Consider the following 23,324-nt stretch of genomic DNA (forward strand, 5'->3'; position numbering starts at 1 on the left):
TCTAATTTTAATTTAATATTTATTTGTGAGCACGAACTTAAATAAATTTTTAATGCGAATAAGCAAAAAATTAACAAAATTATAACTATTCTCTATAAAAGACACGTTTTACCCGTTGAGATACATTCGTTAATATTTCGTAAGGAATTGTATTTAATTTCTCAGCAATTTCATTCACTCGGAGCTGCTCTCCAAAAAGCACCACAACATCTCCTTCTTTACAATCAATTCCAGTCACATCAACCATCAACATATCCATACAGACACTACCCACAATAGCCGCTTTAGTATTTCGCACTAGTACATGACCTACACCATTGCCCAATCCTCTTGAAATTCCATCAGCATAACCAATAGGTATCGTGGCAATTACCGTGTTTTTTGAAGCTACAAATCGCCTGCCATACCCTACGCTTTCTCCTGTTTTAATAGTACGTAATTGTGAAATTATGGATTTCAGTGTACCCACATTCTGTAGTTTATGTTGTTCGTCACTATCATTTGAAACTCCATATAAACCAATTCCCAACCGAACCATATCATATTGAGCATCCATAAAATTACTAATTCCAGATGTGTTCAAGATGTGTCGCAATGGAACATTCGGTAATTGAGCCATCAGTTTTGAGGATAGTTGCTCAAAAAGCGCTATTTGTGATCGAGCAAAATCATGTTGAGAAGGATCATCACTAGTTGCTAAATGTGATAAAATACTTTTGACTTGTACTGTTTTGTTTCCTTGCAAAGCCAAAATCAATTCGTCTATTGTAGCCGCTTCAAAACCCAATCGATGCATTCCAGTATCCATCTTAATATGAATGGGAAAATTCTCTAATCCTTTTTGGCTGGCAATTTTTAAAAAGGCGTAAAGTCCTTTTAAACTGTAAATCTCTGGTTCTAATTTATGTTTGATAATTGCTGAAAAACTAGTGCTTTCTGGATTGAGAACCATAATAGGAACTTTAATCCCACCTTTTGTTAATGCTATTCCCTCATCTGCAAAGGCCACACCTAGGTAATTCACCTTATTAAACTCTAACAATTTTGCAATTTCAAGACCGCCATTACCATATCCAAAAGCCTTGACCATTACCATAATTTTTACATTTGGCTTAAGCTTAGCTTTGAAAAAATTTAGGTTGTGCGTGATCGCATTCAAATTGATTTCCAAAACAGTTTCATGTGTTTTCTCTTCGAGTAAATACACTATTTCTTCAAATTGAAATGCTCTTGCTCCTTTTATTAAAATGGTTTCATTAAAAAAATCTAGTTGTGCTATATCGGCAATAAACTCGGCTGTCGTTTTGTAAAAAAGAGCATTGGTAAACTTATCTTGAAATCTACTAATAGTTTCACCAATAGCGATTACCCGATCAATATTATTGACCTTGATGAGATACGAAACTTTATCATACAACTCCTCAAGGGATAATCCGCTTTGAAAAATATCTGATAAAATCAAAGTCTTTTTCTTAGACTGTTTTTGATTTTCAAGAAAGTCCAATGCAATTTTCAATGACTGGAAATCACTACTATAACTATCATCAATAATATTGCAGTTGTTGATGCCATTTTTTAATTTCAGGCGCATTTCAACCGGATACAATTGCGATATACGCTCCTGAATAGTATTGACCTCAACATGTAAAAACAACAAAACTAAAATACAAGAAATGGCATTTTCTATTGAAGCTTCATCAAAAAAAGGAATCTTGACATCGAAAACCACTTCAATATAATGAATGTGCAAAATAGTATTCGCATCCTTCAGTTCTTTAGTAACAAGTACGGTTGCTAAGGGATCTAAAAAACTCCAAGAGAATTTTTGTATGTCCGATGGCAAGTATGCTTCAACGGTTTGATTTTTATAATAAATTAGTACTTCAGCATTTTGAAATAATAATAATTTCTCTTTAATTTTTTCAGTTGTATTGGTAAATCCTTCGTCATGTGCAGTACCTATATTGGTGAGCACTCCTATGGTTGGCTTGATGATTTTTTCTAAATTTTGCATTTCGCCACGAGTTGAAATACCTGCTTCAAAAATACCTAAGTTGTGTTTTTCATTTATGGCAACAACAGATAATGGCACGCCAACTTGTGAGTTATAACTTTTTGGACTGCGAATGATATTGTAATCTGGAGACAATAAAAAATTGAGCCACTCCTTAACAATGGTCTTTCCGTTGCTACCGGTTAACCCAATAACTGGAATTTGAAAAAGCGCTCTGTAATATGCTCCAAATTCTTGCAAGGCCGTCATCGTATTAGCAACGACATAAAAATTAGCTTTTCCTTCGCACTCTTTTGGGATAAAAGTGACTACAAAGTTTTGAACTCCCGATACAATAAGATCATCTATATAGTCATGCGCGTCATGCTGCACGCCAACCAAAGCAAAAAAAAGCGTTTGAATTCCGTTTTGTAACGATCGGCTATCAATAGAAACAGCATCTAAGTCATCATTATCAAAATCGCCATGACGCACGGATTGAATTGTTTGCAAACTTGCTAGAATTTTTTGACTCATAGTTCTCCTTATTATCTTACTTAAAATTGCAATTAAGCTTTAATTTTTATCAAAAATACACAAAAATTACACGCTCTTTCTAGGATAAAGCTTCTAGAATTCAAAAAACAAGTAGCAAAAGAAAAAGGGTGTTTTTTACACTTATAAGATTCATTATATTTGTTTTCAAAAAAAATTGTCTTGAAAAAAATCCTTCCTGTTTTCTCTTATGTCTTTCACCCTGTTTTTATACCAACTATAGCAGCTTTTCTATATATGTGGTATAGTGGAAACACGTTTCAGTTTCAAGAAAAATTATTTGTGCTCTTTCAAGTGGCTTTATTAACCTTGTGTATTCCTATATTGGGATTTTTTATCCTAAAGGTTTCAGGACAAATTGATTCGGTAATGGTTTATAAAATTGCACAACGAAAGATTCCGTTATTATTGCATTGTTTTTTAATTATTTTGCTAGTCAAAAACACAATCGTGATTAATCGTTATCCTGAATTGCATTTCTTTTTAATTGGGGGACTTTTTAGTAGTTTAATGGCATTACTCTTGCTTTTTATGAACATTAAAGCAAGCTTACACCTACTAAGCATAAGCTCTTTGACTGTTTTTATTATAGGTTTAAGCATGCATTTGCAATTGCAAAATACAATTACCGTTGCATTACTCATTTTATTGAACGGACTTATAGCATCCTCCCGACTGGTAATGAACGCGCACACCTATAAAGAACTCGTTATTGGTTTTGCACTAGGCGCTGCGCCACAATTGTTTTTATTGTTCTTGTGGTTATAAGATATAAAAAATAATTCCCAAATTAAATGTTCTCATGTTTACAGAAGCTCCATTTAATGTTGCTTTTTGAAACAAAGGATTTAAACCATAATACATGTACAAATTTACAGTGTTATAACCCGTAGCAAGATACGCTCCGTACTGAAGTGCATTAAAATCAGAATTGTTTTGAACTATAATACGCTCTGGACTTCCGTTAAAAAGGGAACGATCATACAACAAATAACTAAATTTTAAACCCGTATAAATGCGCCAAAACTTATGACTCTCATAAGTTGATGTACGCCATCTTAATTCTATAGGCACATCCACTGAGAGTTGAGAAAACTTGTTTTTATCTACACGGACATCGGCAGGAATGAGTTGGTAATTCACAACACCATTTTGCTCATTCACTAAAAGATTTTGATTGAAATTGTTATAAGTAAATCCCAGTCCTGTGGCTATGGCCCAAGTCCTATTAGCATTAATAGGCATATCTCTTAAAAAACCCAGCGATACACCCGAAGAAAATTTATTTTGAGACACTCCTGCAGGTCTGTTTACCAATGAGTTGTATGATAAAGCAAAATAAAACTGATCTTCTCTGTATAATGAATCTATTTTGACGGATTCTTCTTTTACGGGAGCTATTTCTTGAGAAAAAACAGCAGAAAAAGGAAATAATAGAAAGCAAGGTAGTAACAACCACGCAGATTTGTTCTGGAACGATATCCTTTTCATATTCTCTTTTGATATAGTAATGATGAGTGCTATTCTCTATAGCCATCATACAAAGATAGGATTTTGACACATTTATTTGGTGAATTTTCTCCATTACCGTAATAGAGTACAAATAAGCGAATCATAAAACTTACAACTAGAAGCCAACACTTTTTAGAAATCCTATTTTCACAAGAACATATAAAGGCTTTTATTCGTCTATACTTCGATGCAGTCTAACGAAAAACAAGATCTAACAACGAACATCAATTGTAGCTTTGAAACATATTAATAATTAAAAAACCAATATTATGAAAAATGTTAACCTACTATTCGTAGCCGTTGCCGCCTTATTTGCTAGCAACGCAAATGCTCAAGACAACAGCGATGTCAACACTGCTACACACCTTTTAAATGTAAGTGTACCAGAAGTGGCTCTGATAGACATTTATGACAGCAATACCGGAACAGAAGCTGCAACTGTTGTTTTTAACATGGCTAATGCTACACAAACTGGTGTCAACCGTGAAGCTGGTTTGTATGCGTTTTCTGCCTTGAGTTATACAAATTTATACTTGAATTACACTAGTGTTGTAGCTACAGCAGTAAATGGTAGCGGATACGACTTAACACGTCAAATCAACGTTCAGTTAGAAGCAGGTAGTACCTTTCCAGCAAGTTTAGATTTAAGAATCACACCTGTAGCTCCGTCTATTATTGCTAATGGAGGTACAACAGATTCTGCTGGAACAGTAACTGCAGCAGGAGTAGCTCTAGGAGTGACTAATGCAATTGGAGTTGATGCGCTATTAGTAACAAGTATTGAAAGTGTTTACACAGGAGATTTAGCTAGAGGTGTAAAATTAACCTATACATTAGAACAAAATGGAAACTTTGCGTTGTACCGTGCTGGAGATTACAGTGCAACTCTTAAATACACTTTGACTGATATATAATGCATTACATTTATTTTTACCACCTACAAAGAAGGTTCTTTACACTACGTATAGAACCTTTCTTTTTTGGCAATAAACATGCTGACTTAGCAATCACAGTTGGTTAAGAAGAAATCCTTAATTTTTACCTAAAAACAAGTCCACATCATTTACAGCAAGACTTTTATGGTCTTGTATTCATCTATACTTCAATGCAATCTAACGAAAAACAAGATCTAACAACGAACTTAGGTCGTAGTTTTGAAATATATTAATAATTAAAAAACCATATTATGAAAAATGTTAACCTACTATTCATAGCCGTTGCTGCATTATTTGCTAGCAACGCAAATGCTCAAGACAACAGTGATGTAAACACTGCTACACACATTTTAAATGTAAGTGTACCAGAAATTGCATTGATAGATATTTATGACAGCAATACTGGAACAGAAGCTGCAACTGTTGTATTCAACATGGCGAATGCTACACAAACCGGTGTCAATCGTGAAGCTGGTTTGTACGCGTTTTCAGCCTTGAGTTACACAAATTTATACTTGAATTACACTAGTGTTGTCGCTACAGCAGCAAATGGAAGCGGATACGACTTAACACGTCAAATCAACGTTCAGTTAGAAGCAGGTAGTACCTTTCCAGCAAGTTTAGATTTAAGAATCACACCTGTAGCTCCGTCAATTATTGCTAATGGAGGTACAACAGATTCTGCTGGAACAGTAACTGCTGCAGGAGTAGCACTAGGAGTGACTAATGCAATTGGTGTTGATGCGCTATTAGTAACAAGTATTGAAAGTGTATATACAGGAGATTTAGCTAGAGGTGTAAAATTAACCTACACATTAGAACAAAATGGAAACTTTGCGTTGTACCGTGCAGGAGATTACAGTGCAACTCTTAAATACACTTTGACTGATATATAATGCATTACATTTCTCTTTACCACCTACAAAGAAGGTTCTTTACACACTGTATAGAACCTTTTTTTTTGGCAATAAACATGCTGACTTAGCAATCACAGATGGTTAAGAAGAAATGTTAATTTTTTCCTTTAAAACAAGTCCACATCATTTACAGCAAGACTTTGATGGACTTGTTTTCGTCTATACTTCAATGTAGTCTAACGAAAAACCAGACCTAACAACGAACTTAGATTGTAATTTTGAAATATATTAATAATTAAAAAAACCATATTATGAAAAATGTTAACCTATTATTCGTAGCCGTTGCTGCCTTATTTGCCAGCAATGCAAATGCTCAAGACAACAGCGATGTCAACACTGCTACACATCTTTTAAATGTAAGTGTGCCAGAAATTGCATTGATAGACATTTATGACAGCAATACCGGAACAGAAGCTGCAACTGTTGTATTCAACATGGCTAATGCTACACAAACTGGAGTCAATCGTGAAGCTGGTTTGTACGCGTTTTCAGCCTTGAGTTATACAAATTTATACTTGAATTACACAAGCGTTGTAGCGACAGCAGCAAATGGAAGCGGATACGACTTAACCCGTCAGATCAATGTTCAGTTAGAAGCGGGTAGTACATTTCCAGCAAGTTTAGATTTAAAAATCACACCTGTAGCTCCAGCAATAATTGCTAATGGAGGTACAACAGATTCTGCTGGAACGGTAACTGCTGCAGGAGTACGTTTAGGAGTAACAAATGCAATTGGTGTTGATGCACTATTAGTAAACAGCATTGAAAGTGTTTACACCGGAGATTTGGCTAGAGGTGTAAAATTAACTTACACTGTGGAGCAAAATGGAAACTTTGCATTATACCGTGCTGGGGATTACAGTGCAACTCTTAAATACACTTTGACTGATATTTAATGCACTACATTTATTTTTACCATCTACCAAGAGAGGTTCTTTACACAGTGTATAGAACCTCTCTTTTTTTTGGATTGATTTTAAAAACACAGTTAACAGCAACACAGCAGTCTTATTTTATGACATCTTCAATCAAAAATAGACCACATTAATATCATTATGACTTGTCAAAATAGTTCAAAGACTAAATAATACCGTTTAACTGCAGTAACAAGCTGGCTATCGAAAATCACTATCAATTTCCCGACTTAGATATTAACTTTAGTATAGAGTTAAAAACCCCTATCCCATTATTTTCTTAATAAACCTAAAAATGAAAAAGACATACTTAATTATCGCGTTATTTTTATTCGTGAATTTGACCTACTCGAGTGTTGTTGTAACAAACGGATTAACACATATTTATTCAGGAATCTCTGGCACTCAAATCCAGGGCGAAGTAATTCTACTGAATAATTCAGATGAACAGCAAACAGTATCCTTTAGTTTACAAGAAGCTATTTTTTCTTGCTTAGGAGATCGAACATTTTCAACTACACAATCCCACTTAAAATCATCTTTAAACTGGTTTGATGGCAGTTTAATGGACAAGATACTGAATCCAAAAGAACAATATAGTTATAGATTTACAATCAACATCCCAAAAGACCAAGCAATAAGAGGCACCTTCTGGAACATGTTAATGATTGACATAGACAAACCTATAAAAAAAGAAAAACTTGCTCACAACATAGGCCTGAACACAAAAATGAGATATGCTATTGCATTAATAACAAACGTAAATAGCCTTGATGAAGTAAGCTTAGATTTCCAAAAAGTTGACATTGACAAAACTACAGATAACAAAAACTTAATAGTTAAAATTGCTAATCAAAATTCATTTATAGAAGGCGTAAAATTATCCTTAGAGGTTTATGATTCTGAAGGGAAAAATATTTTTCAAAAAACAACAATTAGAGGCTTAGTATTCCCTGGTTTTTGCAAAGATTACACCATCAACATTTCCGAACTACCTAAAGGAAATTACACCTGTCTTTTGGTTGCTGATTCGAGAGAAAAATTTGTAGGAACTAATGTTAGTCTTGCTATAGACTAAAGCTTACAGTCCCATTCCATTAATTATAATCCTCTACTATGAAAACTGTATATAAATTCATCTATCTACTTCTACCCCTCTACATAGGATGTGGGATGGGAGTGCAGTCTGAAGATTTGGATACAGTAAGTGTGAGTACTACTTCAACACCTACAACTACACCAATTCAATATGAGGATAATGACTCATCGAATTACTATAAGAAACAAGCAAGTGAGACATCAAATGCAGAACCAACATCAAAAATCACAGAAAAAGATCGTAATGCTGGCGCTTCTAACCAAAACGATGCAAAAAAAGTTTACTGACGAAGAAATGAAAGTAATGCAACGTGCTTTCTCAAAAGATAAAACTCAAGGAAATAATGATTCCAATGAAACTGATGTAATTGCAGCGGCAAAAGCGAACGCTGATGCTACTGGAGTTCCAGCTGAAAAAGAAATAAAATCCAAACAAAATAACAATACAACATCAATAAACACATCTAAAAATACTATTGCTGAAAACAAAAAACAAAATGACGTAAAATCTTTTACAAAAAATGAGATGCAAGTAATGCAACGTGCTTTCTCAAAAGATAAAACTCAAGCAAACTCTGATTCAAATGAAACTGCTCCATTGGCTGCATCAAAAACGAATAGTAATGCAACTGAAATCAACACGACTAAAAATGCTATAGCAGATAACAAAAAACAAAATGATGTAAAATCGTTTTCCAAAAATGAGTTGCAAGTAATGCAACGTGCTTTCTCAAAAGATAAAACTCAAGCAAACTCTGATTCAAATGAAATAGCTCCATTGGCCGTGGTAAAAACGAATAGTAATGCTACTGAAACAAACACGACTAAGAATGCTACAGCGAATAACAAAAAACAAAATGATGTAAAATCGTTTACCAAAAATGAGTTGCAAGTAATGCAACGTGCTTTCTCAAAAGATAAAACTCAAGCAAACTCTAATTCAAATGAAATTGCTCCATTGGCTGCATCAAACACGAATAGTAATCCTACTGAAATAAACACGACTAAAAATGCTATAGCAGATAACAAAAAACAAAATGATGTAAAATCGTTTACCAAAAATGAGTTACAAGTAATGCAACGTGCTTTCTTAAAAGATAAAACTCAAGCAAACTCTGATTCAAATGAAATAGCTCCATTGGCTGCATCAAACACGAATAGTAATGCTACTGAAATAAACACGACTAAAAATGCTATTGCAAATAACAAAAAACAAAACGATGTAAAATCGTTTACTAAAGAGGATGTGCAACGTACTATTGCAAAAGACAAAACTCAATCAAGTGTTGTTCTAAATGAAACTGCTCCATTGGCCGTATCAAAAACGAATACTAATGCTACTGGAGTTGCAGCTGTAAAAGAATTAAAGTCTAAACCAAACAACAATACAACAGTAGCTAATACGACTAAAAATGCTACAACTGATAACAAAAAACAAAACGATGTAAAATCGTTTTCCAAAGAGGATGTACAACGTTCTATTGCAAAAGACAAAACTCAATCAAGTGTTGTTCTAAATGAAACAGCTCCTGTGGCAGCGGCAAAAACAAATACTAATGCAACTGGAGTTACCGGAGTAAAAGAATTAAAGTCTAAACCAGACAACAATACAACAGTAGCAAATACGACTAAAAATGCTACAGCTGATAACAAAAAACAAAACGATGTAAAATCGTTAACTAAAGAGGACGTCCAGCGTACGGTTACAAAAGACAAAACTCAAACAAGTGCTGCTCCAAATGAAACTGCTCCTGTGGCAGCGGCAAAAACGAATAATAATTCGACTGGAGTTGCAGCTGTAAAAGAGGCACAGTCAAAACAAAACGATAAAAAATTAGCAATAAATAGCGTAAAAAATACCGCTACAAGTTCATCGGCAAAAGCACCAGCAAAAGAGGCTAATATAAAACTTGCTGCTACAAACGCATCGAAATCAAGCTTATCGAAACAAAATACTGTAAAAAACAACAGTAACGCGAGTGAAAAATCAAGCACAAAACAAAACACTAAAAACACTATAATTCCAGAAAAAGGAAACACTACTAACCCTAAAACTGTAGACAAACAAAAAGTTGCCTCTGCTACTAATTCTAAGGAAGATTTAGCAAAAGGAACTTCTGAAACCAATAAAAAAAGTGTACCCGCATCCGAAAATATAAAAATTTCTACTGCTACAATTGTTGAAACAAAAGAAAAAAAACAAAATGCTTCAGGAATCGAACAAATTAAAATTCGGGTCTTAAACCTTAAAGAAAGTTATCCAACAAATAAAAGCCATACGTTAATTATCGAAATTGAAAATGGTGAAAACAGTACTTCTAATTTAAAACTTATAGCTGAATTGCCTCGCAATTGGAGCTTGATTTCTATAAGTGATATTGGAGTATTGGAGGCTAACCAAAAGAAAATGGTGTTAATTAGTTTCAATATACCGGTAGACAATCCATCCGGAAACACTGCTGCGACTTTTATCGTTAAAAATTTAAATGGAAGTAAAATTGGCTCAAAAGAAGTTGTTTTTAACATTGAACCAAACTTAGACCTAGAGGTGTATAATCTATACACTTCAGAGAAAGTGCAAGCAGGTGAAATGATAACGGCCAAATATGAAATTAAAAACAGAGGTAATGTGGAACAAGAAATCTCATTATCCAGTACAAACACCATTAAAGGAGGGAAATTGATGAAACTAGGCCCAAATATGACGGCAACAGTTGAATTAATGCAAAAAACTGACGCAAAATACTATGACTTTACTACTATCACAACCTCTTTAAATGCGATGAGTGTAACCTCTGGCAAGTCTTACAAAGCTTACGGCAGCACAAAAGTGTTCCCCACAAAACTTAAACAAGCAGATCCGTTTTTTAGATATCCATTACGCTTTAGTGTTAACTATAATAGTAATACATTTCAAGACGAACATTATTCAACCATTTCAGGGGAACTTATAGGTGATGGATTTTTGGATTTGAAAAGAAAAAATTACTTAAATTTGATCATACGAGCGCCTCAACAAAAGAATTTAAAAAATTTCGGTATTACAGATCAATATAGTTTAATCTATAAATACAATAATAACACGACCGTATATCTAGGAGATCACGCCTACTATATCAATCGATTAGGTTTTGATAGCCGATTTGGAATGGGATTTAGAGTTGATCAAAATATAAATAATTGGACACTATCTGCTTTCTTTACGAAGCCGAGATTGTACAGCTTTAATTCAGAAGCACTATTTGGCTTTAAATCTGTTTATCGTTTTAATAAGAACGCCTTATTAGGATTTGCAGTAGAAAGCTCTAAAGGAACTGTTATGGGAGCCAACAAAAACATAGAAGCTAACTTGGATGAAAAAGGTCAAATTGGTACTGCTAATTTTGAACTTAGGTCAAAAAACACGTTTATCAACGCAGAGTCTTCACTAAGCGTTACTAATAAACACACTGATCAAGCTCATTTTGTTACCCTTGTTCAAAAGATGAAAGATTTGACTTACAGTGGAAGTTTTACATTTTCAGGTGAAAATTACTTTGGAATCATTAGAAACAGTATTGAATATAGCAATAGCTTGTCTTATAAATTTAGAAAGTTCGATTTTGTCGTTGGACAAACCTTATCTGAAGTAAATAAGAGATTAAACCCTTTGTTTTTTGCTGCTGAGCCCTATTTTGAAAATTATTTCGGTAGAATAGGATACCGTTTTGGACCTAAAAGTTATATTGATATTCGCGTAGATAGAAGAATAAGAGAGGATCAACTTGAGCCCAAAAGTTATTTTTATAAAGAATCTGGAATTGATTACAGATATATTTTCTCTGGTAGGACTTTCGCTTTTGGCTTTACTGGAAGAATTGCCGAAACGCAAAATTTATTAAGCAACGATTTGCAATACAGAACAACATATTCTCATAATTTAGATGCCTCTTATCGGTTCTCAAATCATTTTTCACTTAGAAGCGGTATTAATCACAATTACAGCAATCGATATAATGATAGGAATGCTAATGAAAACTTCTATACCTACAGTGTTGGTATTGACTATAATTTCAACAGAAACTTTAGATTCAATACCACCTACAATAGTGGTTTCAGCCCAGAAGACACCTACTTAAGACGTGATTTCATAAATGCAATGTTAATGGTGACTCTAGCTAAAAATCATTTATTTGAAATCCGAGCTAATTATTTTGAAAATCCTGGAGTGACCAATAAAAAGGAACTACTTGCCTTTGGAACCTACACCTATTCGTTTGGAGTTCCAATAAAAAGAATTCTAGAACAAGGTGGGGTAAATGGCTTAATTCAAGTCAATGATAAAAGCATAGATGTAAAAGGAATAAAAATTATAGCAGCTGGAAAAAGTATTGTTACCAATGCCAAAGGAGTTTTTGAGTTAAATAACTTACCTCTTGGAAAGAATTATATTTTAATGGATGAGTCTACCCTTCCATTTGGAATAATTCCCGCTACAAAAACGCCATTTCAAGTTACTGTAGAAAAAGATAAAAAAGCAGAATTAAACATAACAATTGTGCGAGCATCCTCAATAATAGGAACTCTTGTTTTTCCAGAATTGTCAAGGCCAAACGGTAATAATCTGGAAGGATATCTAAAAATTGAAAATGAAAACTTCACGTACAACGTTGAGTCTAATGCGCAAGGAGTTTTCAAATTTCAAAATATTGTTCCAGGAACATACAAATTAAAACTTACACGTTACAAAGGAAAAGAGTTTTTTGAAATTGAAAAAGAAACTCAAATCACTGTAAAAGAAGGACAAAAAATCACTATCAATGTACCTGTAAAAGGCAAAGAACGTAAAGTACAGTTTAAAAGTAAAAACTTTACAATAGGATCTTAAGGATGAAAAATATAAATTACATATTAGTAACGTTAATGGTTTTGAACCTTAATATTTGCCTTTCTCAACAAACGATTGATGCAAATAATATTAGTTCATTTTTGCTAGGAGGAGGCCAACGCTCCAACTTTGCAACTTTGAGCCTTCAACCCATTGCTATTATTGATGCAGAGCCTGACCCTAGCAACACTATAAGTTTTGGAGTTAGTGTCAATAACTTAGAAGCTGGTTTACCTGCAACTGGTGTTGGCGGAATTTCAACAAATGAAAACATTTGGTTAAATTATACCTATCGAGGTGTGAATTTTGCTAATGCTAAAATTTATGTGCGCACAAACCAAATAGTTCCTGCTGGCATTTTGATAAAAATTCAGGTTATAGCTGCAACAAGTATTGGTGGGTCATTTATCGCTAATCAAAATATCGCCCCAATTACCTTGAGTACTACTGAACAAATCTTGATTAACAATTTTGCAAGTGGCTACACCGGAAATGGCCTAGGCACTGGTTATAATCTTAGAATTACAGTAGAAAACCAGAGCGGATTATCACTACCCAATGGATTTGAAATCATTTATGAAATTAAATAACAACAAATGAAAAAATCAATCATATTAGCCATTATTCTCTTATTAAGCTCCCATTATTCACAAGCTCAACTTTTAGATGGAACCCTTACCGTTACCGGATCACCAAGTTTTATTCAATCAACGAACAACGTAGTATTGGAGGCTGGAGTTGATGACAACACGGTAGGGTTTGAAACTGCTTTTGATGCTACTAGAATTGGTTTTATATTAAATCCCATTTTATTAGTCCCCTCAACAACTGTTTGTCAAGGCAATGTGTTTAAGTATAGGGTTTACATCAATTCTGTTAATGCTCCTGCAAATGTCATCCTTGAAGCAAAAACAACTATAAACAGTGGGCAAAGAGTTCCTTCTACTAGTACGTATGATACCTTATTAATAAAGCCATTAGGACCAAGAAATCTAACTCCTGCTAACGGGGGAAGCTACGTTACAGTTCCTACTAATGCATCGCAAGCTGCACTAATAATGGAATTTGTAGGCTGCATGCAAAATATCCCAATTCAATTTAGGATTAAACCAAGCTCTTTATGCCCTGCAGGTACTTATAATATCGAAATCAAATATACTGTAACAGCAAGTTTAACCTTATAAAATCTCTGGCAATTATACTGCTCTTACGTCTAGGCAGAATAAAAAAACGCTTCCTGATGAGGAAGCGTTTTTTATCGCAGAGTATATTAAAACCAAACAGAAACTTCTTAATTCCTTAGAATACAAAGTACAAAAAGAGTATCAAGCACTTTTATTTCTTCAAAGATCTCAAGCAGTAATTAAAAACAAAGAAGCACTATTGCTTCAAAGTAAAAATTTTTCTGACTTTATAATCAAAGAACTTAACCTTGAAATGAAGAGCAAGTACAACGTTTTTGTAGAACAACATCCATTGGGCAAAGAGTTTAAAGAAAAACTGGCTGAACTAAAAATAAAAAAAACAATTAGAACAAACCAAAAAAATAAACTTAGTTAAAACCTACTCCCGTTTTGTATTTGTACCACAATTTCTCTTTTGTTGATAAGATATTATGAAATTCAACTCCGAATTTCTTACATTTAGCCTTCAAACGCTATAGTAAAGCATCATTACATATCAGTACCCTAAAAAAATTGATAACAGCATTTAAAATACCACGATTTTAAAACTGTTATTAAAGGGATCACTGCATGTAAAAAATCAAACAAGAAAAATTCGCTACATGACCATTGAACAATACATTACCAAAATAAATACTTTATTTCAAACAGGTAACGCACGAGAACACTCCTACCGTGGGGATTTGCAGAATCTTTTAATGGCTATTTTGCCAGATGTTTTAGTAACGAATGAGCCCGCTAGAGTGGCTTGTGGTGCACCTGATTATGTATTGACACGTAAGGACATTCCTGTTGGGTATGTAGAAGCTAAAGATATTGGCGTAGACCTAAAAGATAAAAAACTGAAAGAACAGTTTGATAGATACAAAGCAGGTTTGACCAATTTGATATTTACAGATTACATGGATTTCCATTTTTATAAAGATGGTGAATTTGTTACTAAAATTGAAATTGCTTCTTTAGAAAATGGAAGCATCACTGCTAAGCCCGAAAACTTCGACCAGTTTAAAAACTTGATTAAAAACTTTGCCGAAACCATATCGCAAACCATTAAAAGCCCCACAAAGCTGGCGCAGATGATGGCGGGTAAAGCAAAGTTAATGGCCGATGTTATTGAAAAATCTTTAATCAGTGATGATGAACACAACAACCGTTCGCAACTAAAATCGCAAATGTTGTCGTTTCAGCAAATGCTAATTCATGATATCGACAATAAGGCTTTCGCCGATATTTATGCACAAACCATTGCTTACGGAATGTTTGCCGCTCGTTATCACGACCCAACATTAGAAAATTTTTCACGAGAAGAAGCTGCCACGCTTATACCTAAAAGCAATCCGTTTTTACGAAAGTTATTTCAAGATATAGCAGGTTACGACCTAGATACGCGCTTGGTTTGGATAGTAGATGAATTAATATCTATTTTCTTGGCAAGTGATGTCGAGGATATTATGAAGAACTTCGGAAAAAGCACCAAGCAAGAAGATCCCGTGGTGCATTTTTACGAAACCTTTCTAGGAGAATACAATCCAGCCTTACGTAAGGCACGTGGAGTTTGGTACACGCCACAACCTGTAGTAAATTTTATAGTGCGTGCTGTAGATGATATTTTAAAAACCGAGTTCAACTTACCACAAGGTTTAGCTGATACAAGCAAAATTAAAATCAAGAAAAAAGCCGTTACTCAAACAGGTGTAGGTGCTAAATCTAAAATTGTAGAAGTAGAAACCGAAGTCGAAGTTCACAAAGTTCAAATCTTAGATCCGGCCACCGGAACAGGAACCTTTCTAGCCGAGGTGGTAAAACACATTCACAAGAAATTCAAGGGACAACAAGGCATTTGGAGCAAGTACGTTACTAACGATTTAATACCGCGCTTGAATGGTTTTGAGTTACTAATGGCCTCTTACGCCATGGCGCACCTTAAAATGGATATGCTATTGACCGAAACAGGTTATAAACCCACCGATGACCAACGTTTTAAGATTTTCCTAACCAATAGTTTAGAAGAAGCCCACCCCGACTCTCAAACCTTATTTAGCAGCTGGTTGAGTGACGAAGCCGACCAAGCTAATGCTATAAAACGCGATGCACCCGTTATGGTTGTGATAGGCAATCCACCGTATAGTGGCGAAAGTGCGAATAAAGGTGAGTGGATTATGAACCTCATGGAAGATTACAAGAAAGAACCCGGAGGAAAAGAGAAACTAAAAGAGCGCAACCCAAAAATGATAAATGATGATTATGTGAAATTCATGCGTTTTGCACAACATTACATAGACAAAAATGGTGAAGGAGTACTTGCTTTTATTAACCCTCACGGGTATCTAGACAATGGTACATTTCGTGGCATGAGATGGAGTCTATTAAAATCATTTGATAAATTATTTATCATTGATTTAAATGGAAATGTTAAAAAGAAAAAAAGAAATGAAGAAGATGAATTAGACGAAAATGTATTTGATATCACAACAGGGGTTTCAATAAATTTATTTGTTAAGACAAAGAAAAAAAACGATTCTACTATATTCTATCACGAACTTATTGGAAAAAGAAAAAGCAAATACTCTTTTTTAAACTCTTCGGATATTTATAAAATTCCATTTGAAAAAATAAGTTCAAATGCTCCTGAATATTTTTTAAATAGCAAAGACTTTATTGGTATTGAGGATTATAAAAAAGGGTTTTCGATACATGAATTATTTAATTTTTATTTGTCTGGACTATCTACAAAAAACGATAATTTTTGTATTTCATTATCAAAAAATGAAATTATTGATAGAGTTAACGATTTAAAAACCCTAGAAGTAGATGACTTAAAAGCAAAATATAATTTAGAGAAAGAGAGTTCTAGTTGGTCATTACAAGGTGCTATAAATGATGTAAAAAATCAATTAATAACAAACAGTATTATTCCCATCTCATATAGACCATTTGACACAAGATATACATTTTATTCAGGTAAGAGTATGGGATTTATGGGGAGACCGAAAGGAGAACTTGGTAAACACTTAATTAAAAAGAATTATAGTTTAGTGACTATAAAAAAGTCTAGAAGTAATTTAACTTGGAATTGTATTGGTATATCTGATAAAATGATTTGCGAACCAACTACAATTACATCATTAGATGGCAATTACGGCTTCCCCCTTTACCTATACCCCGAAAGTAACAATCAACAAACTCTTTTAGACACCAACAACAGAACGCCAAACTTAAACATGGAAATTGTTAATCAAATGGCGGAGGAATTAGGTTACTACTTTAATCCGGAGGAATTTGATGGTACAACAACAGTAGAAACCAATCAGTTTACACCACTAAATATTTTAGATTATATCTATGCTGTATTACACAGTCCAACATACAGAGAGAAATACAAAGAGTTTTTGAAAATTGATTTTCCAAGAGTACCGTATCCCAAAAATCCACGTCAATTCATTGATTTGATCGATTTAGGCAGTCAATTACGAGAAATCCATTTACTAGAAAGCGAAACAGTAGAAAATTATATCACAGAATATCCCGAAGATGGTGATAATGTTGTAGGTAAACCAAAGTACGAACAACGCAACTTTGTAATGGAGAACGACACTATAACTCATAATGATACTACCGAACCAGTGGGGCGCGTATACATCAACGACACCCAATATTTTGATAACGTTCCAGAAGTCGCTTGGAATTTTTACATAGGTGGCTACCAACCCGCTCAAAAATGGCTCAAAGACCGCAAGGAACGAGAATTATCCTTTGAGGACATTCTGCATTACCAAAAGATTATTGTGGCGCTAAGTGAGACCGATAGGATTATGAAGGAAATTGATAAGATTGAGATTTAAAAAAATAAATTTTAATTAACACTTACTGTTACTAAAATAATTTACCTTTGCATGACAATTACGTTTGATGATAACAAATTAAGAAAGTATGCTAACGATGATCGATTAGCCGAAAAAAAACTTGGCAAACGAGAAGCTGATTTATACAAACAGCGTCTTGATGATTTAGCAGCAGCACAAACGTTAGAAGATGTTAGATATTTACCTGGAAATTACCATGAATTAGTTGGAAATAGAAAAGGACAATGGGCTTGTAATTTAGTTCATCCCTATAGATTAATTTTTGAACCTCACGAAGACCCTATCCCTACCAACGAAAACGGTCAATATCTCTGGATAGAGATAAAAGGAGTTGAAATAATTGAAATTGAAGATTATCATTAACAAAAACACAAATGGCAACAATTATCCAATATTACCCTCAATCAGTTTCTCATCCTGGAACTACTTTAGCTGAAATTTTGGCTGAAAAAGAAATGGGAGCTAAAGAATTTGCGGTAAGAACTGGAAAACCTGAAAAAACAATTTCAGACGTTTTAAACGGAAAAAGTAGTATCACTCCCGAAATGGGAATTTTATTTGAACAAGTATTAAAGATTCCCTCCCATTTCTGGATTAACAGACAAAGAACCTACGATGAATACTTAGCTAGAGTAGCATATCAAAAAACAATAGAAGAAGGTGTAGCATGGACTAAAACATTTCCTTATGCTAAAATGGCTGCACTAGGCTGGGTTAAACCAACTATAAAAAAAGAAGAAAAGGTAATACACTTATTTGAGTATTTTGAAGTATCTAACACTAAAGGGTACTATGATTTCTACCACAATCAAAAACTACTAGTGAATTTCAGAATTTCATTGAAACAAAATGAAAATGCAGGAGCAATAGCAGCATGGTTAAGACAGGGGGAAATTCAAGCTGCAGCATTGAACATCTCTGAATTTAATAAAACGAAATTAACCGAGATTTTACCAAAGTTAAAAACGATAATGGTTTCGCAACCTGAAGACTTTTTTACTAAAATACAAGATTTATGCAGTTATGCGGGAGTTAAAGTAGTGCATACGCCTTGTTTACCCAAAGCACCAATTCACGGCTCTACAAGATGGTTAAACGACGTTCCTTTAGTACAATTAAGCGGGAGGTATAGAAGAAATGATATTTTTTGGTTTACTTTCTTCCATGAGATAGGACACATTTTACTTCATGGTAAAAAATATATTTCAATTGAAAACATTGAATATGATGGAGAAAATCAAATTTATGAAAATGAAGCAGATACTTTTTCTGCTAATTTGCTTTTAAATAAACAACAAGAAAAAGAAATTATTAGCAATCAATCATTAACCGAAAGTGATATTATTAATTATGCAAAAAAATTCCAAACACATCCTGCTATTATCATTGGTCGATTACAGCACTTGAAGCTAATCCGTTTCGGTTTAGGCAATAATTTGTTTCACCCTATTGATTTTTCTTAAAAAACCACTGGTGCTCGTTCAATGTCATTAAGTTAAGAGTTTATTTGTCATTCCGACGAAGGAGGAATCTCTGTTTGTTGCTCGCGTTTGTTGCCATTCCTCCTTCGTCAAAATGACAACCTACTTAATTAATTAACGAAAACAAAGCATTTACAACGCGGATTACTTAGACAGGCGCCTGCTTACTTCTTTTTATTTTTTTGCTTAGACAAACTAAAAAGTTTGCCACGCTTTAAAACAAAAAATGCTCTCCTTGCGGAAAGCATTATTTTTTTGCAGAGAGGAAGGGATTCGAACCCTCGATACAGTTACCCATATACTAGCTTTCCAGGCTAGCTCCTTCAACCACTCGGACACCTCTCTAATTAGGTTTACAAATAACTTAAAAAAAACTGACTTTGAAAAGCAAAATCTAACTTTAAATCATTTCGCCACGCAATGGCTTTTCAAAAAAAGCTTTAAAATCCTTAGCAGCAATATCTTGGCCTAATACATACATTAGTTTTGTAATTGCAGCCTCGGTGGTGATGTCTTTTCCAGATATTAATCCTAATTCTTTCAATTCGGTACTGGTTTCGTAATGCCCCATACTTACACTACCACCAGAACATTGTGTTACATTTACAATATGCAATCCTGCTTTGATAGCATTGTGTAATAAATGAAGAAACCAGTCTTCTGTAGGTGCGTTTCCAGATCCATACGTTTCTAGAACAATTCCTTTTAAGTTAGGGATATTAAAAATAGCCGCTAAAACAGCTTCACTAATACCCGGAAACATTTTTATGATGGCAACATTATTATCTAACTTCTTATGTACTTGAAATGTTTTATTGGCACTTTTAGGCAAAAACATTTCAGGATTTATTTTTAAATGCACACCAGACTCCACCAGCTCAGGATAATTAGGAGAGGTAAATGCTTTAAAATGTTCGGCATTTATCTTTGTGGTGCGGTTTCCTCTGTATAACTTGTATTCAAAATAAAGGCAAACCTCTTGTATCAAAGGCCCGTTTTCATCTCGTAACGACGCTATTTGTATGGCAGTAATTAAATTCTCTTTGGCATCAGTGCGCAAATCACCTATTGGCAATTGAGAGCCTGTAAAAATCACTGGTTTGTCTAAATTTTCGAGCATAAAACTCAACGCCGACGCAGAGTACGACATGGTATCTGATCCATGAAGTACTACAAAACCGTCATAGGTGCTGTAATTTTGCTCAATTAGGGTTGCCATTTTTGACCATTCAGCTGGATTCATATTAGAGGAGTCAATTGGCACCTCAAATGAAACTGTTTCAATATCACAATCTAATTGCTTTAGCTCTGGGATATTTTGCAATAACTTACTAAAATTAAAGGCCTTGAGTGCTCCAGTCTCAAAATCTTTGCGCATACCAATGGTTCCGCCGGTATAAATTAAAAGTATTTTAGCTTTATACAATGTCATGGTATTTTAATTTATTGACAACAGGATTAGCATACATGGCTAAAAATCCATCTAGTGCCACAGGATTATCATGATCTATACGCATTTCTAATCGGCGTTCAAACAATGATTTTTCGTTTTCACTATACAAATGAGCGTATCGTTCTGTTTTATGAACAATATCATACGCTATAAAATTAGTAGGCCACAATTTGTAATTACTCAATATCGTATCGTCAATTTCTTGCGCCAGTGCTGCGACTTGTTTATTTGAATTGTCGTTATCCGCTTTTACACGATCAATCTCGGCATCCAAAACAGTGCCTACATGAATATGAATTCGTTTCTTTTGGCCTAAAGCTCCGCTTAGAATAGTCATGAAATCTTCATTTTTCTCCTTAACGTACACTTCATTATTAGCTTCGGCCATTAGTTGAGGCATTTTTAAGGCATCAGTAGGATCATATTCATAAGAAATAGAAACAGGAACTATTTTTATTTTCTTAAAATAGTCCATCACATTTTTCTCATCAGATGCCATTCCAATCATTTTTAAAACACCTGGATTTGTCTCGTCATTACCATCTTTTGTTCTTCCTTCACGCTGAGCAATCCACACCGAACGATTTTCATGCAAAAGCAAATTACCCATAAACTCAGATAATAATTTAGAGCTCTGCAACATTTCTCTTGGTGTTAATCCTCTTTGCACTAAGAAATTTCTATTGAGTTTTGCTAATGTTTTTAAAAATGATTTTTTAACTAAATTATCACCGATTGCTGATGCTGTCATTACTAAACCATGTTCAAACAAAGCTGTATTCAATAAGGTAGTATCTAATAATATATCCCTATGGTTTGAAATGAACATGTAAGACGTATTAGCCTCTAAGTTTTCAAATCCTGATGTAGTAATACCGTCAGAACTTTTTTCTAACACTCTTTGTACAGATTGATATATAAAATTACATTGAAAATCACGAATAGAATGCGTTTTTTTCAGTTGCTCTTTCCATACCTCATCTGCCACATCTGGAAATGTAAAATTCATCAATGCCTTCATCATAGGATGATTTACCACATCATGAAGTGCTTCATTTATTTCCGAATCATAAAAGGGCCTAATAGCGTCAAATTTCTGCATTTTGGTTCTCAATTTTTGTGTGGGCAAATGAACAAAAAAAATATTAAAATAAGTTAAAATCTAGTTTAAATCCCAAAAATAGCTTTAGAATTTGCTGTAGTTATCGTTGCAATTTCATGTGCTGAAAGACCATAAAGTTGAGATAACTTTTCTACAACGCTTACAATATAACTGCTCTCATTTCTTTTTCCTCTATACGGCACGGGTGCTAAATAAGGAGAATCGGTTTCTAGAACAATATGCTCAAGGTCAATTTGATTTAAAAACTGATCTATTTTTCCGTTCTTGAAAGTAGCTACACCACCAATTCCTAGTTTCATGTTATACGAGATAGCCTGTAATGCTTGCTCATAGGTTCCTGAAAAACAATGAAAAATACCAAATAATTCGGGAGATTTCTCTTGTTCTAAAATTTCGAATATTTCGTCAAAAGCTTCGCGACAATGAATCACAATAGGGAGTTTGTACTCTTTTGCAAGTTGTATTTGTTTTCTAAAAGCAATTTGTTGCTGTGGCAAATGAGTTTTATCCCAATACAAATCAATCCCTATTTCACCAATAGCATAAAACTTTCGCTTTGAAAGCTCGTCTGCAACATGCTGTAACTCTTGCTCATAATTTTCCTTAACATAAGTAGGATGCAATCCCATCATTAAGAAAATATGATCTGGGTAATTCTGTTCTAAATCATACATAGATTGTGTACAGGTAGAATCTATTGCAGGAATAAAAAAACGCGAAACACCAGCATCAATGGCTCGTTGAATCATTTGGTCTCTATCTTGATCAAAATCTTCGGCATAAAGGTGTGTATGTGTGTCAGTGATGACTATATTTGTTTCCAAGTGTATTTTTTCAAGTTTGAGATGCAAAATTACAAGAATAAAGCTAGTTTAAAAGAATCCTAAAGACATAAACCTCTTCATAATTCTCAAATTAGTATTCTAAACCCTCTTCAGTGTAAGATTTAGTAGTTGTTGCCTAGTACTAAAAGATTTTACTAGATTATTATTCTCGCTATTAATTTTTGGAAATCAAATCATCAAAGCTGAAAATAATCCTTTTTGTTTTTCATAAAGAACACCCTTAAATCCCACTTATGTATTGAACTAAACACTACTTATTTAACTTGGTGCTAATCTCCTCCCGTTATACATTATTGCGATACATAAAAAGAGGTCATTATTCCTTTTGCTTTTACATATGGAAAGCGATGAATTTAATTACTTATTTTCTAAACATCTAATTCAAATAAGAACTAACCAAGTCGTTTTTTATAAATCATAACACTAAAAAAAAAAAAATTTAATCATACAATTTCTAACTAACAAAAATAGCTATTAACATTGATCCGCTTTGTTTAGTTATTCTCAAAAAAAATGCTAAAGTGATGATTTGCTGATCACTTTTTTTTACATTTAGACAATATATGACACGAATAAAAACTATA

The 23,324-nt window shown here is 33.9% G+C and carries 17 protein-coding genes and 1 tRNA gene; 12 read left to right on the forward strand and 6 right to left on the reverse strand.

The window, feature by feature from the left end; genetic code table 11:
- Window positions 1-85: 85 nt before the first annotated feature.
- Window positions 86-2,530, reverse strand: a complete 2,445-nt coding sequence (locus DNC80_RS03250) for a bifunctional UDP-N-acetylmuramoyl-tripeptide:D-alanyl-D-alanine ligase/alanine racemase (RefSeq protein WP_182649173.1) — start codon at window positions 2,528-2,530, stop codon at window positions 86-88.
- Between the two features lie 180 nt (window positions 2,531-2,710).
- Between DNC80_RS03250 and DNC80_RS03255 the strand changes: the two genes are divergently transcribed.
- Window positions 2,711-3,316, forward strand: coding sequence for a hypothetical protein (locus DNC80_RS03255; protein WP_182649175.1), 606 nt, complete (start codon window positions 2,711-2,713; stop codon window positions 3,314-3,316).
- On the opposite strand, the gene DNC80_RS03260 is transcribed toward DNC80_RS03255, so the two are convergent.
- Complete coding sequence (locus tag DNC80_RS03260; protein WP_182649177.1) at window positions 3,311-4,039, reverse strand: porin family protein; 729 nt, start codon at window positions 4,037-4,039, stop codon at window positions 3,311-3,313. The two genes, DNC80_RS03255 and DNC80_RS03260, sit on opposite strands and share 6 nt — an antisense overlap.
- Before the next feature lie 290 nt (window positions 4,040-4,329).
- On the opposite strand from DNC80_RS03260, the gene DNC80_RS03265 reads away from it, so the two are divergent.
- The 11 genes from DNC80_RS03265 (at window position 4,330) to DNC80_RS03315 (ending at window position 19,301) form a co-directional block, all read left to right on the forward strand.
- Window positions 4,330-4,974, forward strand: a complete 645-nt coding sequence (locus tag DNC80_RS03265; RefSeq protein WP_182649178.1) for a hypothetical protein — start codon at window positions 4,330-4,332, stop codon at window positions 4,972-4,974.
- A 272-nt stretch (window positions 4,975-5,246) separates the two neighbouring features.
- Window positions 5,247-5,891, forward strand: a complete 645-nt coding sequence (locus DNC80_RS03270) for a hypothetical protein (protein ID WP_182649181.1) — start codon at window positions 5,247-5,249, stop codon at window positions 5,889-5,891.
- A gap of 272 nt (window positions 5,892-6,163) precedes the next feature.
- Window positions 6,164-6,808 (forward strand): hypothetical protein, encoded by a 645-nt coding sequence (locus DNC80_RS03275; RefSeq protein ID WP_182649183.1) that lies wholly within the window; start codon window positions 6,164-6,166, stop codon window positions 6,806-6,808.
- Between the two features lie 313 nt (window positions 6,809-7,121).
- A complete protein-coding gene (locus tag DNC80_RS03280; protein WP_182649185.1) occupies window positions 7,122-7,904 on the forward strand; it encodes a hypothetical protein in 783 nt (260 codons plus the stop codon).
- A 95-nt stretch (window positions 7,905-7,999) separates the two neighbouring features.
- A complete protein-coding gene (locus DNC80_RS03285) occupies window positions 8,000-8,212 on the forward strand; it encodes a hypothetical protein (protein WP_182649187.1) in 213 nt (70 codons plus the stop codon).
- Window positions 8,193-12,791 carry a hypothetical protein gene (locus DNC80_RS03290; protein WP_220485198.1) on the forward strand — a complete coding sequence of 1,533 codons (4,599 nt, stop codon included), beginning with the start codon at window positions 8,193-8,195 and terminating at the stop codon, window positions 12,789-12,791. Before DNC80_RS03285 ends, DNC80_RS03290 begins: the two co-directional genes overlap by 20 nt.
- A gap of 2 nt (window positions 12,792-12,793) precedes the next feature.
- Window positions 12,794-13,381: a hypothetical protein gene (locus DNC80_RS03295; RefSeq protein WP_182649191.1), complete on the forward strand. Its 588-nt coding sequence runs from the start codon at window positions 12,794-12,796 to the stop codon at window positions 13,379-13,381.
- A gap of 6 nt (window positions 13,382-13,387) precedes the next feature.
- The gene (locus tag DNC80_RS03300; RefSeq protein WP_182649193.1) at window positions 13,388-13,975 is read left to right on the forward strand and encodes a hypothetical protein; all 588 of its coding nucleotides are present in this window, start codon (window positions 13,388-13,390) and stop codon (window positions 13,973-13,975) included.
- A 602-nt stretch (window positions 13,976-14,577) separates the two neighbouring features.
- Window positions 14,578-17,817 carry a type ISP restriction/modification enzyme gene (locus DNC80_RS03305; RefSeq protein WP_182649195.1) on the forward strand — a complete coding sequence of 1,080 codons (3,240 nt, stop codon included), beginning with the start codon at window positions 14,578-14,580 and terminating at the stop codon, window positions 17,815-17,817.
- 51 nt (window positions 17,818-17,868) lie between these two features.
- A complete protein-coding gene (locus DNC80_RS03310) occupies window positions 17,869-18,201 on the forward strand; it encodes a type II toxin-antitoxin system RelE/ParE family toxin (protein WP_182649197.1) in 333 nt (110 codons plus the stop codon).
- 11 nt (window positions 18,202-18,212) lie between these two features.
- Entirely contained in the window at window positions 18,213-19,301 is a 1,089-nt protein-coding gene (locus tag DNC80_RS03315) for an ImmA/IrrE family metallo-endopeptidase (protein ID WP_182649199.1), read from the forward strand.
- 276 nt (window positions 19,302-19,577) lie between these two features.
- On the opposite strand, the gene DNC80_RS03320 is transcribed toward DNC80_RS03315, so the two are convergent.
- From DNC80_RS03320 to DNC80_RS03335, 4 genes are all read right to left on the reverse strand, one after another.
- A tRNA-Ser gene (locus DNC80_RS03320) sits at window positions 19,578-19,664 on the reverse strand.
- Window positions 19,665-19,719: 55 nt separating this feature from the next.
- Window positions 19,720-20,751, reverse strand: a complete 1,032-nt coding sequence (locus DNC80_RS03325; protein ID WP_182649201.1) for an asparaginase — start codon at window positions 20,749-20,751, stop codon at window positions 19,720-19,722.
- Entirely contained in the window at window positions 20,738-21,874 is a 1,137-nt protein-coding gene (locus DNC80_RS03330; protein WP_144891174.1) for a 1-acyl-sn-glycerol-3-phosphate acyltransferase, read from the reverse strand. The genes DNC80_RS03325 and DNC80_RS03330 overlap by 14 nt, the downstream gene beginning before the upstream one ends.
- Before the next feature lie 65 nt (window positions 21,875-21,939).
- Window positions 21,940-22,707, reverse strand: a complete 768-nt coding sequence (locus DNC80_RS03335; RefSeq protein WP_182649207.1) for a TatD family hydrolase — start codon at window positions 22,705-22,707, stop codon at window positions 21,940-21,942.
- Window positions 22,708-23,324: the final 617 nt, after the last annotated feature.

Origin of the sequence: Flavobacterium sp. SOK18b (assembly GCF_014156605.1) — a bacterium.
GTDB lineage: Bacteria > Bacteroidota > Bacteroidia > Flavobacteriales > Flavobacteriaceae > Flavobacterium > Flavobacterium tiangeerense.

Coding starts and splice junctions, on each gene's coding strand:
- DNC80_RS03250 (WP_182649173.1), bottom strand. CDS start 2,530: ATGAGTCAAAAAATTCTAGCAAGTTTGCAAACAATTCAATCCGTGCGT.
- DNC80_RS03260 (WP_182649177.1), bottom strand. CDS start 4,039: ATGAAAAGGATATCGTTCCAGAACAAATCTGCGTGGTTGTTACTACCT.
- DNC80_RS03265 (WP_182649178.1), top strand. CDS start 4,330: ATGAAAAATGTTAACCTACTATTCGTAGCCGTTGCCGCCTTATTTGCT.
- DNC80_RS03270 (WP_182649181.1), top strand. CDS start 5,247: ATGAAAAATGTTAACCTACTATTCATAGCCGTTGCTGCATTATTTGCT.
- DNC80_RS03275 (WP_182649183.1), top strand. CDS start 6,164: ATGAAAAATGTTAACCTATTATTCGTAGCCGTTGCTGCCTTATTTGCC.
- DNC80_RS03280 (WP_182649185.1), top strand. CDS start 7,122: ATGAAAAAGACATACTTAATTATCGCGTTATTTTTATTCGTGAATTTG.
- DNC80_RS03285 (WP_182649187.1), top strand. CDS start 8,000: ATGGGAGTGCAGTCTGAAGATTTGGATACAGTAAGTGTGAGTACTACT.
- DNC80_RS03290 (WP_220485198.1), top strand. CDS start 8,193: ATGCAAAAAAAGTTTACTGACGAAGAAATGAAAGTAATGCAACGTGCT.
- DNC80_RS03295 (WP_182649191.1), top strand. CDS start 12,794: ATGAAAAATATAAATTACATATTAGTAACGTTAATGGTTTTGAACCTT.
- DNC80_RS03300 (WP_182649193.1), top strand. CDS start 13,388: ATGAAAAAATCAATCATATTAGCCATTATTCTCTTATTAAGCTCCCAT.
- DNC80_RS03305 (WP_182649195.1), top strand. CDS start 14,578: ATGACCATTGAACAATACATTACCAAAATAAATACTTTATTTCAAACA.
- DNC80_RS03310 (WP_182649197.1), top strand. CDS start 17,869: ATGACAATTACGTTTGATGATAACAAATTAAGAAAGTATGCTAACGAT.
- DNC80_RS03315 (WP_182649199.1), top strand. CDS start 18,213: ATGGCAACAATTATCCAATATTACCCTCAATCAGTTTCTCATCCTGGA.
- DNC80_RS03325 (WP_182649201.1), bottom strand. CDS start 20,751: ATGACATTGTATAAAGCTAAAATACTTTTAATTTATACCGGCGGAACC.
- DNC80_RS03330 (WP_144891174.1), bottom strand. CDS start 21,874: ATGCAGAAATTTGACGCTATTAGGCCCTTTTATGATTCGGAAATAAAT.